This is a genomic window from Caulobacter sp. UC70_42, assembly GCF_044056025.1.
Taxonomy (GTDB): domain Bacteria; phylum Pseudomonadota; class Alphaproteobacteria; order Caulobacterales; family Caulobacteraceae; genus Caulobacter.
The window spans coordinates 1,101,330-1,117,311 of sequence record NZ_CP171994.1; the positions used below are offsets into that span (position 1 = coordinate 1,101,330).

Consider the following 15,982-nt stretch of genomic DNA (forward strand, 5'->3'; position numbering starts at 1 on the left):
CTCCGGCTCCCGCCAAGACCGCCGCGCCGAAAGCCGCCCCGAAGGCTCCGGCCGCGAAGCCGGTCGCCGCCAAGGCCGCGCCCAAGGCGGCCGCTCCGAAAGCCGCCGACGGCCCCGAAGACCACGGCTCCGAAGGCGGCCGCCGCGCCGAAGGCCGCCGCCAAGGCGCCCGCGACAAAGGCGCCCGCCAAAACCTCGCCCAAGGCGAAGTAGAGCGTGTAGGCTGATCCCCGCCGACTGCTTCGTCGGCGGGGTTTTCTTAGGGCGTTCATGCGCGCACCCGTGATCATGGTCCACGGCGCCTTCTGCGGCGGCTGGACCTTCGACGCTTTCCGCGCGCCGTTCGAGGCGGCGGGTCATCGCGTGCTGACGCCCGACCTGATCGGGCATGACGGCCAGAGCAGCGCCGCCGGAGCCTCGATGAGCGACTACGCACGCCAGATCGCGCGTCTGATCGAGACCTGCGAGACACCGCCGATCCTGATCGGCCACTCGATGGGCGGCTTGGTCGCCCAGATGGCCGCCGGCCGCGCCAAGACCTCCAAGCTGATCCTGCTGGCTCCCTCCGCGCCCTGGGGCGTCTCGGGCGCGAGCCTGGAGGAGGCGGTCTCGGCCGTCAGCCTCTATACTCTCGGCCCCTACTGGCTGCAGGCCATCGCCCCGGACTATGGCGTCGTGCGCCGCTACAGCGTCGACCGCCTGCAGCGCCCCGAGCGCAAGGCCATCTTCGCGCGCATGACAGCCGAGAGCGGCCGGGCCCTCTGGGAAACGCTGAACTGGTGGCTGGATCCGTTCATGACCACCTCGGTCACGGCGCCGGACTGCCCCGTGCTGGCGATCGCCGGCGGCCAGGACGTCATCCATCCGCCCGCCACGGTCCGCCAGACAGCCGCGCGCCTGGGCGGCGGCGTCGAGGTGTTCCCCGAGATGAGCCACTGGCTGCCCGGAGAACCCGGCTGGGAGGCGGTCGCCGAGCGCTGCCTGGCGTTCATCGGCGACGAAGGTCGGGCGGCGGCTTAGGCCGTCGGCGAGAAGACCTTCAGCCCCAGGATTCCGGCCACGATCAGGCCCAGGCAGACGAGCCGCGCCGCGGTCGCCGGCTCCTTGAACAGCACGATGCCGACGATGGCCGTGCCGACCGCGCCGACGCCGGTCCAGACGGCGTAGGCCGTGCCCAGCGGCAGGGTCTTCACCGCCCAGCCCAACAGGCCCATGGACAGCGCCAGGCTGACGGCGGTCAGCGCCATCGGGATCGGCTTGGTGAAGCCTTCGGTGAACTTCAGGCCCACGGCCCAGCCCACTTCGAAGAGGCCGGCGATAAGGAGGATGATCCAGGCCATGACGAGCCCCTTTTCTGAAAAGGTGGGGTCGTCCCCGGACAATCGGTCTTCGCGACAAGCAAAAGGCGCGGGGGTCGTCCCCCGCGCCTCGCCTAGATAGATCGCGCCGCCCCGGAGGGCAACCAACCGGCCTTAGCGGCTGGTGGTGCTGTAGAGGATCTGGGCGCGTTCGAAGTTCTTGCCGACCGAGGTCTCGTCCAGCTTCTTCAGGCGCATGAACACCAGACCGGCGTGACCGCCCGCCCAGGCGTCGTCCCACGACACGGTGAAGCGGCGGAAGTCGCTGCCGACCGTCTGGTCGTTGCGGATCAGGCGCAGCTGCGGGCTGTTTTCCCAGGTGGCGTAGTCGTGCAGGGCGTTGGCCAGTTCCTGGGCTTGCTCGGGAGTCTGCGCGTAGTCGATGGTGATCGTGCAGACGTTCTTGTTCGAACCCGGGTTGTCCAGGGTGATGTTGTAGGGCTTCTCGAGGGCGAAGACCCACTGCTCCTTCTTCTTCTTGAAGCCGTAGTCCTTGACCAGCTGGGCGAAATCGCCGCCAGCCACCGACGGCTTGCAGACCCTGTCCAGCACGTCCATCAGGCGGACCGACAGCGGATCGGTGGTGCGCGGACCACGAACCGGGGCGGTGTAGGTTTCGGCCGGAGCGGCGCCAGCGGCGGTCGCGGCGACGGGCGGCGCGGCTTGATCAGCCGGGGCGGCGGCGGGAGCGGCCTGATCGGCCGGGGCCGGGGCCGGGGCGGCGGCCGGAGCCGGAGCGGGCGTGGCGGCGGGAGCGGTGGTTTGCTCCTGAGCAACGGCGGCGGTCGAGACCGCGCCGAGGGCGATCAGGCTGACGAGCGCAAGGCGCATAGGCTGGATATCCCCAACAAGACGAGAGGTCGGCATTAAAACCGACAGGCGGTCCCTCGCAACCCTTATGGGTGCGGATTAAGACCAAGATTGGGCCACAAGTGTAATTTTCTCGCGCATGGCGCGATGGACGGCCGCCCCGCACGCGAAAACGCCCCCGATCCGGGGGACCGAGGGCGTTTCAAAGCGCGTGGGCGAAACCCTTTTTGCCGCACGATGGTCGCCGAAACCGGTATCCACTTTCGGCTATCGCGCTTGGCGTCAGGCCGCTTCGACGGCGTGCTCGGCCAGGATCGTCAGGCCTTCCGGACCGACATCGGCGAAGCCGCCCTGGATGTCGAACACCTTGGTCGTCGCGCCGTCCTTCACGGTCACCTTGCCTTCGCGCAGGGTGGTCATGAACGGGGCGTGGTTGGCCAGGACGCCGAAGTCGCCTTCCGCGCCCGGAGCCTGGACCATGTCCACGTCGCCGGAGAACAGTTCGCGCTCGGGCGCGACCAGGGAAAAGTGCAGTTTGGCCATCAGTTGAAGGTCTCCTCGACGCCGCCAAGAGCGGCCTCGATATCCTCGTCGGTCTGGATTTCGGTCCCGCAGAACGGGCAGAAGTGGATCGTGGCCAGCATCAGGCCGGTCTCGCCCTCTTCTTCCCGCTCGCCGAGGTTCAGCAGGATCAGGCCGCTGTCATGCTCGATGAGACCGGCGGAGGTGTCCGGAGACACCGCCTCCGCCAGCTCCTCGCAGCAGAAACCGGCCAGTTCCGTGTCTTCGGTCATCAGGCTTCGGCCGCCATCTTTTCGGCCTTGGCCACGGCTTCCTCGATCGGGCCGACCATGTAGAAGGCGCCTTCCGGCAGGTGGTCGTACTCGCCGTCCACGATGCCCTTGAACGAGCGGATGGTGTCCTTCAGCTGGACGAAGGCGCCCGGCGTGTTGGTGAACTGCTCGGCCACGTGGAAGGGCTGCGACAGGAAGCGCGAGATCTTGCGGGCGCGCGACACGACCAGCTTGTCCTCTTCCGACAGCTCGTCCATGCCCAGGATGGCGATGATGTCCTTCAGGGCCTTGTACTGCTGCAGCACTTCCTGGACGCGACGGGCGACCGTGTAGTGCTCCTCGCCGATGACCAGCGGGTCCATGATCCGCGAGGTCGAGTTCAGCGGGTCCACGGCCGGGAAGATGGCCTGGGCCGCGATGTCACGCGACAGAACGGTGGTGGCGTCCAAGTGGGCGAACGAGGTGGCCGGAGCCGGGTCGGTCAGGTCGTCGGCGGGGACGTAGATGGCCTGGACCGAGGTGATCGAGCCCTTGTTCGTCGAGGTGATGCGCTCCTGCAGGTTGCCCATCTCGGTGGCCAGGGTGGGCTGATAGCCCACGGCCGAGGGGATGCGGCCCAGCAGAGCCGACACTTCGGCGCCGGCCTGGGTGAAGCGGAAGATGTTGTCGACGAACAGCAGCACGTCCTTGCCTTCCTCGTCGCGGAAGTATTCCGCGATCGACAGGCCGGTCAGGGCGACGCGGGCGCGGGCGCCCGGGGGTTCGTTCATCTGGCCGTAGACCAGGGCGCAGCGGCTGCCTTCGGTCGAGCCGTTATTGGCCTTCGGGTCGACGTTGACGTTCGACTCGATCATCTCGTGATAGAGGTCGTTACCTTCGCGGGTGCGTTCGCCCACGCCGGCCAGAACCGAGTAACCGCCGTAAGCCTTGGCGATGTTGTTGATCAGTTCCTGCATCGTCACGGTCTTGCCGACGCCGGCGCCGCCGAACAGGCCGATCTTGCCGCCCTTGGTGTAGGGGCACATCAGGTCGATGACCTTGATGCCCGTGACCAGCACTTCGGCGGTGTTGGTCTGCTCGGCGAAGGTCGGAGCGTCGCGGTGGATCGTACGGCTGATGTCCGACCGGATCGGGCCCTGCTCGTCGATCGGCTCGCCGATGACGTTCATGATGCGGCCCAGGGTGCCCGGACCGACCGGCACGCGGATGGCTTCGCCCGTGTCGCGCACCGGCTGGCCGCGAACCAGGCCCTCGGTGGCGTCCATGGCGATGGCGCGGACGGTGTTCTGGCCCAGGTGCTGGGCGACTTCGAACACCAGGCGCTGGCCGGTGGCCTCGTTGACGGTCTCGACGGCGTTCAGGATCGCCGGCAGGGCGCCGTCGAACTCGATGTCGACGACGGCGCCGATGATCTGCACCAGACGGCCGGTGGCGCCGGCCAGGTTGGCGGTCGGAGCCTTCGGCGCGGCGGCGGCCTTAGGAGCGGCCGGCTTCCTGGCGGCGGCCGGAGCCTTAGCGGCGGCGGCGGGAGCCTTGGTCGCGGCGGCCTTCGGCGCGGCGGCGGCCTTGGGGGCGGCGGGCTTCTTGGCGGCGGCGGTAGCCGGCTTTTCGGTCGGGGTCTTGGCCATGGCTTGCGGTCTTTCGGTCTCTGCGTGCTTGTGTCGTTAGGCTAGATCAGACGGCTTCGGCGCCGGAGATGATCTCGATCAGCTCCTTGGTGATCTGGGCCTGGCGGGAGCGGTTATATTCGAGGGTGTAGCGCTTGATCATATCGCCGGCGTTGCGCGTGGCGTTGTCCATGGCGGTCATCTGGCTGGCGTAGAAGCCGGCCATGTTGTCCAGCAGGGCCGACAGGATCTGGACCGTCAGGTTGCGCGGCAGCAGGGTCTCGAGGATGGCCTCTTCCGAGGGCTCGTATTCGTAGACCGCCGCCGGACCGGTCGGGGCTTCGACGCCCTCGACGGTGGCCGGGATCAGCTGCAAGCCGGTCGGGGATCTGCTGCACCACCGACTTGAAGCGGCTGTAGAACAGGGTGACCACGTCGGTCTCGCCCGCTTCATACAGGCGGGTGACGGTGTCGGCGATCGGCTGGGCCACCGACAGCGTCAGCTGGCGATAGGCCGACAGGTCGAAGGTCTCGACGATCTTGCCGGCGTAGGGGCGAGCGAGCTGGGCCGTCACCTTCTTGCCGACGCAGATGATCTGCACCGTCTTGCCTTGGGCGATCAGGCTGTCGATGTGGACCCGCGCGGCGCGGACGATCGACGAGGTGAAGCCGCCCGCCAGGCCCCGGTCGGCGGCGGCGACGACGACGAGGTGTCGCTCGTCGCGGCCCGTGCCGGCCAGCATCTTCGGCGCGCCGTCGCCGGACACGCCCGAGGCCAGGTTGGCGATCACGCTCGCCAGACGCCGAGCATAGGGACGCGCGGATTCCGCCGCGTCCTGGCTCCGGCGCAGCTTGGCCGCCGCCACCATCTGCATCGCTTTCGTGATCTTCTGCGTGGCTTTCACGCTCGAGATCCGATTGCGCATTTCCTTTAGGCTTGCCATCCGCCTATCAGACCTTCCTAAACAGCCACCAGGTGGTGTCGTCCATCACGGTCGTTCTTCTCCAGAAGAATCCGTAATCAACCAGCACCAGATCCGGGAACAGATCCAAATAGAGCGAGCCGAAATCGTTCTTGAACAGAAGATCCGTCTCGCCTCGGTACATAATCGTTTCCGCCTTCGGCGAAAAATACTCGGCGCAGAGGACGTACTTGGCCGAAACGCGATGAATCTCGCGCATCGTCGCCTCGAGCTGGGTCGGATCCACATGGATCAGAACGCCCGAGGTGAGCGCCATGTCGACCGCGCCATCCGCCAGCGGGATGCTGTGCCCGAAGCCCTCGAACAGACGCTCGGGCGGCAGGACGCCATCCTCGAGGATCTGCTTGCGGGCCACGCCATTGGGCTCGATGCCCCACAGCTCGGCGTCGGTGATCGCCTGGAGACCCCGCAGGTTCAGCCCGACGTTCGGACCGACTTCCAGGATGCTCTTGGGCGGATCGCCGACCAGACGCGGCAGCACTTGCCCCCAAGCCCTTGCCCGGCCGCGCACGGCGTCGACGGTCACGGAATTCCGCTCGGTGTAGCGGTCTCCGAACTCGCCGGACCACGCGTCCAGGGTCTTGGGGGCGTCAGCCATCTGCGGCCTCTTAGGCGAAGGTCGCCGAGAAGCTGTCGAGCGCGCTCTTCAGCGTGTTCTCCAGGTCCTTGTCGAGGGCCTTCTTGGTGCGGATGCCTTCCAGCAGATCGGCGTGCTGGCTGTGCAGACGGGCCAGGAGCTCGGTCTCGAAACGGCGGACGGCCGAGGTCGGGATCTTGTCCAGATAGCCGCGCGTGCCGGCGTAGATCACGCAGACCTGCTCTTCCACCGCCTGCGGGGCGTATTGCGGCTGCTTCAGCAGCTCGGTCAGGCGTTCGCCGCGGGCCAGCATCTTCTGGGTCGAGGCGTCCAGGTCCGAACCGAACTTCGCGAAGGCGGCCATTTCACGGTACTGGGCCAGCTCGCCCTTGATCGGGCCGGCGACCTGCTTCATCGCCTTGATCTGGGCCGACGAACCGACGCGCGACACCGAGATGCCGACGTTCACGGCCGGGCGGATGCCCTGGTAGAACAGGTCGGTTTCCAGGAAGATCTGGCCGTCGGTGATCGAGATCACGTTGGTCGGGATATAGGCCGACACGTCGTTGGCCTGGGTTTCGATGATCGGCAGCGCCGTCAGCGAGCCCGAACCGTTGTCTTCGTTCAGCTTGGCGGCGCGTTCCAGCAGGCGCGAGTGCAGATAGAAGACGTCGCCCGGATAGGCTTCGCGGCCCGGCGGGCGGCGCAGCAGCAGCGACATCTGACGGTAGGCGACGGCTTGCTTGGACAGGTCGTCATAGATGATCAGGCCGTGCAGGCCGTTGTCGCGGAACCACTCGCCCATGGCGCAACCCGAGAACGGGGCCAGGTACTGCAGCGGGGCCGGCTCCGAGGCCGAGGCGACGACGACGGTCGTGTATTCCAGGGCGCCGTGCTCTTCCAGGGTCTTGACGATCTGGGCGACGGTCGAGCGCTTCTGGCCGATGGCGACGTAGACGCAGTAGAGCTTGGCGCTCTCGTCCTTGCCGGCGTTCACGGCCTTCTGGTTCAGGATGGTGTCGATGGCGACGGCGGTCTTGCCGGTCTGACGGTCACCGATGATCAGTTCGCGCTGGCCGCGGCCGACCGGGATCAGGGTGTCGATCGACTTCAGGCCGGTCTGCACGGGCTCGTGCACCGACTTCCGCGGGATGATGCCCGGGGCCTTCACGTCGACGCGGCGACGCTCGGTGTATTGGATCGGGCCCTTGCCGTCGATCGGCTCGCCCAGCGGGTTGACGACGCGGCCCAGCAGGCCACGGCCGACCGGCACGTCGACGATCTCGCCAAGGCGACGGACTTCGTCGCCTTCCTTGATTTCCTGGTCCTGGCCGAAGATCACGGCGCCGACATTGTCGCGCTCGAGGTTCAGGGCCATGCCCTTCACGCCGGCCTTCGGGAATTCCAGCATTTCACCGGCCTGGACGTTGTCCAGGCCGTAGATGCGGGCGATGCCGTCACCGACGGACAGCACCTGGCCGACGTCGGAAACGGCGGCTTCTTCGCCGAAGTTGGCGATCTGCGACTTGAGGATGGCCGAAATCTCGGCGGCGCGGATGTCCATGGTCTTCTGGGCTCTCTGCGATCTAATTTTTTAAGGCGCGCTTATACGCTCAGGCGCGCTTCAGGGCGAATTTCAGGGAATCGAGCTTCGAACGGAGCGAAGCATCGAAGAGACGCGAACCGACGCGCACCTTCAGGCCGCCCAGCAGGGACGGATCGACGCGCGTGGAAACTTCGGGGGTCTTGCCGAGCGCCTCGGCCAGGGCGGCTTGCACGCCCTTCAGCTGGGCGGGCGACAGGGCGGCGGCCGAGACGACCTCGGCGGTGACGACCCCGCGGTGCTTGGCCGAAAGCTCGGTGAAGGCGGTGATCGCGCCCATCAGATCGCCAGCGCGACCGTTGGCGGCGACGAGGCCCAGGAACTTGATGGTCAGCGGCTGGAAGCCGGCCTTCTTGGCGACGGCGGACAGGCCCTTGCCCTTGTCCTCGGCGGAGAAGGCCGGCGAGGCGATCAGGCGGCGCAGGTCGGCGCTGTCGCCCACCATGGCCTTCAGGCTCTTCAGGTCGGCCTCGACCTTCTGCAGGGAGCCGTTCTCGATCGTCAGTTCGAAGAGGGACTGCGCATAGCGCTGACCCGCATCCGTCGCCTTGGTTTCGTCCGCCACTTGGTATCCGCCCGGTGCGTTGTAAATGGCCGCGAACAAGAAGGTTAACCCTTATCGCGGCTTAAAGGCTTGAGCATGCTTATAAAAAGCACATGGACGGCCGACGCGTCCGCGCCGCCCTGTCCGAAGCCGCGCGCCTGATAACACGGGCCTTTCGCAGTCGCAACCAAAGGGGCGAGGCTGGTTAGCCGTTCAGTCCGCGGCGCGGCGAAACACGGCCGAGGCGGAAGCCGCCAGAGCGCCGTCCGGACGACGCAATTCGCCCTGGGCGAAGACCAGACTGCGGGTGCCCCGTTCGATCCAGGCCTTGGGCTCCAGACCCTCTTCGACGCCGCCTCCGGCATAGTCCACGGTCATCGAGGCCAGGGCCGTTCCCTCGCCCGCGGCCTTGCGCAGAACGGTTTCCAGCTGGGCGGCCAAGCTCATGTCCATCAGCGTCAACTAATCACTGGTCCGAAAAAGAAAAGGGGCGGCGGAAGGTTTCCGCCGCCCTTGAAGGCGAATGCTCGAGGAAACAGCCAGACCGGGCCGGAGAAACGGCGACCCACAACGCGTCTGGTACTCAGGTAAAGCGCGGTACGTGTTCCTACTTAGCCGAGGCCAGGGACGAACCACCCTTGGCCGAGGCGTTGCAGCGGGTCAGATCGTCGGCGTCCAGCGACTTGGCTTCGCCGCCGAAGGCCGAGACGCGACCCACTTCCTTGGCGAGCGCCTTGCAGGCGACCGCGGTGAGAGCCCGCGAGGGAGCTTGGGCCGAGACACACTCGGCGCCCTCGCAGACGAAGACGGCCCCGCCGGCGACGACCTTGGTCTTGGCGGCCACGGGAACGTCCAGGGCGGCGGCGATGCGACCGTCGGCGAAGGCCGAGGTGGCGAGCATGGAGAGGGCGGCCGCGGCCGCCAGGGAACGGAGCTTCATTGGAAAGCCCTCCGGTATCGGGGAAGTTGCGGTCGGATCGTTGATCGGTGAAAAGCGGTACTGGCCGCCCGGACCCTGCCAATTCCTTGGGGCCACCCTATCTAGGCATGGCCGCACCGGTATCCCCACCGGTGCTTCGGATCCGAACTAAGCATCGCTTAGATATCAGTGATAAGAAATTGCGCAAGCGGAAATTCGCACGCGCCTCGCATTTTCAGAAAACGGGGATTTCGGATCGATCGCGGCGAAGGCCGCGCGGAAACGGTGAAAGGGCGCTCGCCCTACAGCCCCAGAATCTGGTCGATCCGGCTCTCGGCCTGGGCGTGAATGGCGCGCTCCTCGACCATGCCCTGGGCGCGGGCATAGCGGCCGTCCTTGCCGGCGCGGCGTTGAATGCCCTCGGCGCTGAGCACCGGCGCGACCGGTTTGGGCTCGGTGAAGGCGCCGAGCAGGGCGGACATGACCGCGCCGATCACGGCGGCCGCGATCGGGCCGCTCATGCCGATCCAGTCCTCGCCGAAGATCGCCTGCAGGCGCATGATCAGCACCTCGCGGTTCGGCTGGCGCTCCATGACCTCGATGGCCCAGTAGACCCCGCCCTCGACGAGCACGGCCAGGACGATCGGCAGCAGCACGCCCAGCCAGCGCGGCCGGACGAACAGCCCGAGCGCGGCCCCAATGATCGCGAAGGCGGCCATGGTGATCATGGCGACACCCTAGGCTCGCCCTGGTCAAGGACCGGTTAAAACCTCGTTCCGCAGGGGCATGGTTGGCCGCGGCCACTCGCCGAGCTTAGTCTCTCCCTAATCACAAGATGCGCGCCAGGAAGCGCAGGTTAGGGAGGCTTCGCCATGGACTTCCAACTGCCCCCGGAGCTGACCGCCTATCTGGGCGAGCTCGACGCCTTCATCGACAGAGAGATCGCGCCCCTGCAGGCGCGCGACGACAACGACCGGTTCTTCGACCACCGCCGCGAATGGGCCCGCACCGACTGGGACATGGGCGGCCTGCCCCGGCACGAGTGGGAGGAGCTGCTGGCCAAGGCCCGCAAGCTGGCCGACCAGGCCGGCCACTACCGCTTCGCCCTTCCGAAGGCCTATGGCGGCCAGGACGGCTCCAACCTGTGGATGGCGGTGATCCGCGAACATCTGGCCAGCAAGGGCCTGGGGCTGTTCAACGATCTGCAGAACGAGCACTCGATCGTCGGCAACAATCCGTTCGTGCTGATGATCCGCGACTTCGGCCGGCCCGATCAGCAGTCGCTGATCACCGACATGCTCGACAAGGGCGCCTTCCGCCCGACCTTCGGCCTGACGGAGCCCGAGCACGGCTCGGACGCCACCTTCATGGAGACCCGCGCGGTCCGGGCCGAGCACCATGGTGAGGCCGGCTGGCGGATCGACGGCGAGAAGATGTGGACCACGGGCATGCACGCGGCCACCCACTGCTGCCTGTTCGCGCGCACCTCCGGCGAGGATGGCGACGCCCGCGGGATCACCGCCTTCCTGGTCCCGGCCCACGCGCCCGGCGTGAAGATCGAGGAGTATCTCTGGACCTTCAACATGCCGACCGACCACCCGCGCGTCAGCTTCACCAATGTCTGGGTCCCGGAGTCGGCGATGTTCGGACCCGAGGGCGGCGGCCTGGCCCTGGCTCAGCACTTCGTGCACGAGAACCGCATCCGCCAGGCCGCCTCCAGCCTGGGCGCGGCGACCTACTGCATAGAAGAGAGCATCAAGTACGCGCGCGCGCGCAAGCCGTTCGGCAAGGCCCTGGCCGAGAACCAGGCCATCCAGTTCCCGATCGTCGAGCTCTCGACCCAGGCCGAGATGCTGCGCCTGCTGATCCGCAAGACCGCCTGGGAGATGGACCAAATGACCAAGCCGGAGGTCGAAAAGCGCCTCTCCGACAAGGTCTCGATGTGTAACTACTGGGCCAACCGCCTGTGCTGCGAGGCCGCCGACCGGGCCATGCAGATCCACGGCGGGATCGGCTACTCGCGCCACAAACCGTTCGAGCACATCTATCGCCACCACCGCCGCTACCGGATCACCGAAGGCAGCGAGGAGATCCAGATGCGCAAGGTGGCCGCCTGGCTGTTCGGCTATATGGGTCCGCGCAAACAGGCCTTCGCCCAGGAACGGGCGGACATGGATAAGGTTTAACCCGTCGCGACCTGACGTGTATCAATGGACGCGCTATCTAACCGCGATACGCGAACATACGTGTTCGCGCAGGAGGCTCCATGAACCGTCTCGTCCGTTACGCCGCGCGCGTCGCCCTGATCGTCGCCATTCCCGCGACGCTGGCCGGCTGCGGGATCAACACCATTCCCACCCAGGACGAGGCCACCAAGGCCGCCTGGGCCGAGGTGCAGAACCAGTACCAGCGCCGCGCCGACCTGGTGCCGAACCTGGTCGCCACGGTGAAGGGCTACGCGGCCCAGGAAAAGAGCGTGCTGGTCGAGGTCACGCAAGCCCGCGCCAGCGCCACCCAGGTCAAGGTCGACGCCTCGACCATCACTGACCCGGCCCAGTTCCAGCAATACGCCGCGGCCCAGGACAAGCTGTCGGGCGTGCTGGGCCGACTGATGGTCATCCAGGAACAGTATCCCGACCTGAAGTCGAACCAGAACTTCCTGGCCCTGCAGAGCCAGCTGGAAGGCACCGAGAACCGCATCACGATCGCGCGCCGCGACTACAACAGCGCCGCCCAGACCTACAACACCACGCTGCGCACCTTCCCCAGCGTGCTGTGGGCCAAGACCGTCTATAGCGGCCAGAAGCCGGCCCAGCTGTTCCAGGCCACGGCTTCGGCCCAGAGCGCCCCGACGGTGGACTTCTCCAGCCCGCCGACGGCGACGCCCCCGAAGGTCAACTAGGTTGCAACTCGCCCCGCCCAAGGTCCGGGCGCGCGTGAGGACGTGGCTGCTGGCCCTAGTGGCCATGCTCTTCGCCCTCCCCGCCTTCGCCGAACCGAAGTTCCCGCCCCTGACCGGGCGGGTGGTCGACGACGCCCAGATCCTGTCGCCCCAGGTCGAGCAGGACCTGACGGGCAAGCTGGAAAACCTCGAAACCACGAGCGGCCGCCAGCTGGTCGTGGCCACCGTGCCCAGCCTCGACGGCTATCCGATCGAGGACTACGGCTACCAGCTGGGCCGGACCTGGGGCATCGGCGAAAAGGGCAAGAACACCGGCGTGATCCTGCTGGTCGCGCCCAACGATCGGAAGGTGCGGATCGAGGTCGGCTACGGCCTCGAGCCCGTGCTGACCGACGCCCTGTCCAGCGTCATCATCCAGAGCGTCATCCTGCCCAAGTTCCGCAGCGGCGACATGGAAGGCGGCGTCGTCGCCGGGACCGACGCGCTGGTCGAGCAGCTCAGCCTGCCCGCCGACCAGGCCAAGGCCCGCGTCGCCGAGGCCAGCCAGCCCGACCGGCAGAAGGCCAAGGGCTCGCCGATCGTCGGCTTCCTGATCTTCCTGTTCATCATCTTCGTCTTCTCCAGCCTGTTCAGGGGCGCCGCGGTCGCGGCGGCCTGGGCTCGGCCCTGCCGTGGATCATCCTGGGCGCGCTGAACGACAGCGGCCGACGGGGCGGGGGCTGGGGCGGTGGCGGCGGCGGTGGCGGCGGCTTCTCCGGCGGCGGCGGATCGTTCGGCGGCGGCGGCAGTTCGGGGAACTGGTGAGATGGCGCAATTCATGACCCCGCAGGACCTCGACCGTATCGCCGGCGCGGTGGCCGAGGCCGAGAAGACCACCAGCGGCGAGATCTTCTGCGTGCTGGCGCCCGAGGTGTCGGACTATCGCGAGACGCCCCTGGCCTGGGCGGCGTTCGCGGCCCTGGTCCTGCCGGCCGGCGCCTTGTTCGCCGGCTTCCGGCCCGAGATGCTGACCCGCCTGTTCGGCGGCTGGAGCATCGGCCACCAGGCCGCGCTGGACGGCGCGATCCTGTCGGCCCTGTCGACCTACATCACCCTGCAGCTGGTGGTTTTCGTCATCGTCGCGCTGGTGGTGTCGATCCCGCCCGTCCGCCGCGCCCTCACGCCGGGCTCGCTCAAGGCCGCCCGGGTCAAGCGCGCGGCCATGGAGCAGTTCCTCGGCCACGGCCTGCACGTCACCCGCGACCGCACCGGCGTGCTGATCTTCGCCGCCCTGGCCGAGCACCGGGTCGAGGTCATCGCCGACGAGGGCATCTACGCCGCCGCGCCCAACGCGGTCTGGGACGAGGTTGTCGCCGACCTGGTCGCGGGCCTCAAGCGCGGCGAGATCGCCGACGGCTTCGTCGCCGCCGTGAGCCGCGCCGGAACCATCCTGGCCGCCCACGTCCCGCCTCGCTCCGACGACCGCAACGAATTGCCCGACGGCCTGACCATCCTGCCGAAGCGATAAGGGGCGGGCGACAGCCGTCCGCGCTCCGCCGAAGCCGCCGCCCTCACGATATTGAGCTTGGCGTTGTTCCGGTTCTGGCCTCCCATGCGGCCAGAACAAGAGCGCCGAGGCGCCGACATCGGAGGAACCCTTGTCCAGCATCGACCCCACCCGCGAGCAGTTCGACGCCTTCAAGGCCCTGCCGCGCGACACGCCGATCCAGATGCTCAACCTGGTGCGTCTAAGGGCGGTCGCCCACTACCCCGAAAGCCATCCCAACCACGGCAAGGGCATGAGCGGCCTCGAGGCCTATCGCGAATACGGCCGCACCACCGCCGTGCTGTTCGCCAGCCTGGGCGGTCGCCAGGTCTGGGCGGGACGGCCCGAGGGCGTGGTCACCGGACCGACCGACGAGCGCTGGGACCTGGCCTTCATCGCCGAATATCCGAACGCCGGCGCCTTCCTGGCCATGGTCACGAACCCGGACTACCGCGCCTTCGTCCAGCATCGCACGGCGGCGGTCGAGGAACTCGCGACTGATCCGCCTGGCGCCGATGGAGCCAGGCGAAGGGTTCGGAGAATAGACCTGCCGTTGACGCAAGCGTCATCTTTCGCCGCGCGGAAAGCCGGTTTAGGGTGAGGCCAATTCAAACTAACGTTTAACGGGGAGTGCGCCTCTATGCGCGAAGCGGTTATCGTCTCTTACGCCCGCACGGGCCTGGCCAAGTCCAATCGGGGCGGCTTCAACAACACCCATGGCGCGGCCATGGCCGGCCACGCGATTCAGCACGCGGTGAGCCGCGCGGGTCTCGACGGCCCGGAAGTCGAGGACGTCGTGCTGGGCTGCGGCGGCCCCGAAGGCGCCACGGGCATGAACGTCGCCCGCAACGCCGCCATCTGGGCCGGCCTGCCGGTGACCACCTCGGGCCAGACCGTCAACCGCTTCTGCTCGTCGGGCCTTCAGGCCATCGCCACGGCGGCCAACTACATCCGCAACGACGGCGCACCGGTCGCCATCGGCGGCGGCGTGGAGTCGATCTCGCTGGTGCAGGGCGGCGGCCACATGAACCGCTTCCACATCACCGAAGACAAGCTGATGAAGGAAAAGCCGGCCCTGTGGATGGCGATGATCGACACCGCCGACATCGTGGCCAAGCGCTACAACATCAGCCGCGAGTACCAGGACGAATATTCGCTGCGCAGCCAGCAGCGCATCGCCGCGGCCCAGGCCGCCGGTCTGTTCGACAACGAGATCGTGCCGATGGCCACCAAGATGAAGGTGGTCAACAAGGAGACCAAGGAAGAGAGCCTGGTCGACTACGTCGTCACCAAGGACGAGTGCAACCGTCCGGAAACCACCCTCGAGGGCCTGGCCAAGCTGGAGCCGGTCAAGGGTCCGGGCAACTTCGTCACCGCCGGCAACGCTAGCCAGCTGTCGGACGGCGCCGCCGCCGTGGTGGTCATGGAAGCCAAGGAAGCCGCCAAGCGCGGCCTGGAGCCGCTGGGCCTGTTCAAGGGCTTCGCCATCGCCGGCTGCGAGCCCGACGAAATGGGCATCGGCCCGGTCTTCGCCGTACCGCGCCTCTTGGAACGCCACGGCCTCAAGGTCGACGACATCGACCTGTGGGAACTGAACGAGGCCTTCGCCTCGCAGTGCCTCTACAGCCGCGACCGCCTCGGCATCGATCCGGAGAAGTACAACGTCAATGGCGGCTCGATCGCGATCGGCCACCCCTTCGGCATGACCGGCGCCCGCTGCGCGGGCCACCTGCTGCTGGAAGGCAAGCGCCGCAAGGCCAAGCTGGGCGTGGTGACCATGTGCATCGGCGGTGGCATGGGCGCCGCCGGCCTGTTCGAAATCTTCTGATTTCGATCAGGACGGAGGACGGCGCCCATCACTAGATTGGCTGAGATCGCTCCTCGCGATCTCAGCGCGGCGCCGCCGGCCTGTTCGAAATCTTCTGATTTCGATCAGGACGGAGGACGGCGCCCATCACTAAGAGTGGCTGAGATCGCTCCTCGCGATCTCAGCGCGGCGCCGCCGGCCTGTTCGAAGTCTTCTAGGTCCGCTTCGCAGCGCATCGATCCTAAAAAGGCCGGGAACCCACAAGCGGGTTTCCGGCCTTTCCTATTGGATCAGGACGCTTCGGGGCCACAGGAACCCGGGCCTTGAACCTGGCGGCGGCGGGGCCATCTAGGCCCTCGTCGACGCCTGCGAATTGTCGCTTCAAGACGTCAGACCCGAGATAGGACATGGCTGCCAAGGCCTTCTTCACCGTCGCCCTGCTGATCGCCGCCGCGATCGGCCTGGCCCTGCCGACGCCGAACCCGAGCCACGGCCCCCGGACCACTCAATCGTCGTTCGAGACGATCGCGCTGAACCGCGGCTGAAGCGGATA

At 67.4% G+C, this 15,982-nt stretch carries 18 protein-coding genes and 2 pseudogenes; 8 read left to right on the forward strand and 12 right to left on the reverse strand.

What is annotated here, in order from left to right; genetic code table 11:
• Positions 1 to 270 precede the first annotated feature (270 nt).
• Positions 271 to 1,020, forward strand: a complete 750-nt coding sequence (locus ACHMW8_RS05745; protein ID WP_395445004.1) for an alpha/beta fold hydrolase — start codon at positions 271 to 273, stop codon at positions 1,018 to 1,020.
• On the opposite strand, the gene sugE is transcribed toward ACHMW8_RS05745, so the two are convergent.
• The 12 genes and pseudogenes from sugE to ACHMW8_RS05805 all read right to left on the reverse strand — a co-directional run bounded on the left by sugE (position 1,017) and on the right by ACHMW8_RS05805 (position 9,914).
• Complete coding sequence (gene sugE / locus ACHMW8_RS05750) at positions 1,017 to 1,340, reverse strand: quaternary ammonium compound efflux SMR transporter SugE (protein ID WP_395445005.1); 324 nt, start codon at positions 1,338 to 1,340, stop codon at positions 1,017 to 1,019. The two genes, ACHMW8_RS05745 and sugE, sit on opposite strands and share 4 nt — an antisense overlap.
• Before the next feature lie 132 nt (positions 1,341 to 1,472).
• Positions 1,473 to 2,225 (reverse strand): hypothetical protein, encoded by a 753-nt coding sequence (locus tag ACHMW8_RS05755; RefSeq protein WP_125154988.1) that lies wholly within the window; start codon positions 2,223 to 2,225, stop codon positions 1,473 to 1,475.
• A 225-nt stretch (positions 2,226 to 2,450) separates the two neighbouring features.
• On the reverse strand, positions 2,451 to 2,711 hold the full coding sequence (locus ACHMW8_RS05760; protein ID WP_066686484.1) for an ATP synthase F1 subunit epsilon: 261 nt from the start codon (positions 2,709 to 2,711) through the stop codon (positions 2,451 to 2,453).
• A complete protein-coding gene (locus tag ACHMW8_RS05765; protein WP_125154987.1) occupies positions 2,711 to 2,962 on the reverse strand; it encodes a hypothetical protein in 252 nt (83 codons plus the stop codon). Before ACHMW8_RS05765 ends, ACHMW8_RS05760 begins: the two co-directional genes overlap by 1 nt.
• Positions 2,962 to 4,590, reverse strand: coding sequence for a F0F1 ATP synthase subunit beta (gene atpD, locus ACHMW8_RS05770; protein ID WP_395445006.1), 1,629 nt, complete (start codon positions 4,588 to 4,590; stop codon positions 2,962 to 2,964). Before atpD ends, ACHMW8_RS05765 begins: the two co-directional genes overlap by 1 nt.
• A gap of 46 nt (positions 4,591 to 4,636) precedes the next feature.
• A pseudogene (locus ACHMW8_RS05775) lies at positions 4,637 to 5,513 on the reverse strand (F0F1 ATP synthase subunit gamma).
• 7 nt (positions 5,514 to 5,520) lie between these two features.
• Entirely contained in the window at positions 5,521 to 6,150 is a 630-nt protein-coding gene (locus tag ACHMW8_RS05780) for a pseudaminic acid biosynthesis-associated methylase (protein ID WP_395445007.1), read from the reverse strand.
• A gap of 10 nt (positions 6,151 to 6,160) precedes the next feature.
• Positions 6,161 to 7,693 carry a F0F1 ATP synthase subunit alpha gene (gene atpA / locus ACHMW8_RS05785; protein WP_125154983.1) on the reverse strand — a complete coding sequence of 511 codons (1,533 nt, stop codon included), beginning with the start codon at positions 7,691 to 7,693 and terminating at the stop codon, positions 6,161 to 6,163.
• Between the two features lie 49 nt (positions 7,694 to 7,742).
• Positions 7,743 to 8,297, reverse strand: a complete 555-nt coding sequence (locus ACHMW8_RS05790; RefSeq protein WP_395445008.1) for a F0F1 ATP synthase subunit delta — start codon at positions 8,295 to 8,297, stop codon at positions 7,743 to 7,745.
• Between the two features lie 192 nt (positions 8,298 to 8,489).
• Entirely contained in the window at positions 8,490 to 8,729 is a 240-nt protein-coding gene (locus ACHMW8_RS05795; RefSeq protein WP_125155807.1) for a hypothetical protein, read from the reverse strand.
• A gap of 154 nt (positions 8,730 to 8,883) precedes the next feature.
• Complete coding sequence (locus ACHMW8_RS05800; protein ID WP_125154981.1) at positions 8,884 to 9,216, reverse strand: CC_3452 family protein; 333 nt, start codon at positions 9,214 to 9,216, stop codon at positions 8,884 to 8,886.
• A gap of 281 nt (positions 9,217 to 9,497) precedes the next feature.
• Entirely contained in the window at positions 9,498 to 9,914 is a 417-nt protein-coding gene (locus tag ACHMW8_RS05805) for a hypothetical protein (RefSeq protein WP_125155806.1), read from the reverse strand.
• 153 nt (positions 9,915 to 10,067) lie between these two features.
• Here ACHMW8_RS05805 and ACHMW8_RS05810 point away from each other — a divergent pair, with 153 nt between their 5' ends.
• The 7 genes and pseudogenes from ACHMW8_RS05810 to ACHMW8_RS05840 all read left to right on the forward strand — a co-directional run bounded on the left by ACHMW8_RS05810 (position 10,068) and on the right by ACHMW8_RS05840 (position 15,974).
• A complete protein-coding gene (locus ACHMW8_RS05810; protein WP_395445009.1) occupies positions 10,068 to 11,381 on the forward strand; it encodes an acyl-CoA dehydrogenase family protein in 1,314 nt (437 codons plus the stop codon).
• A gap of 80 nt (positions 11,382 to 11,461) precedes the next feature.
• Complete coding sequence (locus tag ACHMW8_RS05815) at positions 11,462 to 12,097, forward strand: LemA family protein (protein ID WP_395445010.1); 636 nt, start codon at positions 11,462 to 11,464, stop codon at positions 12,095 to 12,097.
• A 1-nt stretch (position 12,098) separates the two neighbouring features.
• Positions 12,099 to 12,791 (forward strand): TPM domain-containing protein, encoded by a 693-nt coding sequence (locus ACHMW8_RS05820; RefSeq protein ID WP_395445011.1) that lies wholly within the window; start codon positions 12,099 to 12,101, stop codon positions 12,789 to 12,791.
• Positions 12,792 to 12,902: 111 nt separating this feature from the next.
• Positions 12,903 to 13,604 (forward strand): TPM domain-containing protein, encoded by a 702-nt coding sequence (locus tag ACHMW8_RS05825; RefSeq protein ID WP_395445012.1) that lies wholly within the window; start codon positions 12,903 to 12,905, stop codon positions 13,602 to 13,604.
• Between the two features lie 130 nt (positions 13,605 to 13,734).
• Positions 13,735 to 14,167: pseudogene (locus tag ACHMW8_RS05830) on the forward strand (DUF1330 domain-containing protein).
• A gap of 95 nt (positions 14,168 to 14,262) precedes the next feature.
• Positions 14,263 to 15,450: an acetyl-CoA C-acyltransferase gene (locus tag ACHMW8_RS05835; protein ID WP_395445013.1), complete on the forward strand. Its 1,188-nt coding sequence runs from the start codon at positions 14,263 to 14,265 to the stop codon at positions 15,448 to 15,450.
• Between the two features lie 386 nt (positions 15,451 to 15,836).
• A complete protein-coding gene (locus ACHMW8_RS05840; protein ID WP_199743329.1) occupies positions 15,837 to 15,974 on the forward strand; it encodes a hypothetical protein in 138 nt (45 codons plus the stop codon).
• Positions 15,975 to 15,982 lie beyond the last annotated feature (8 nt).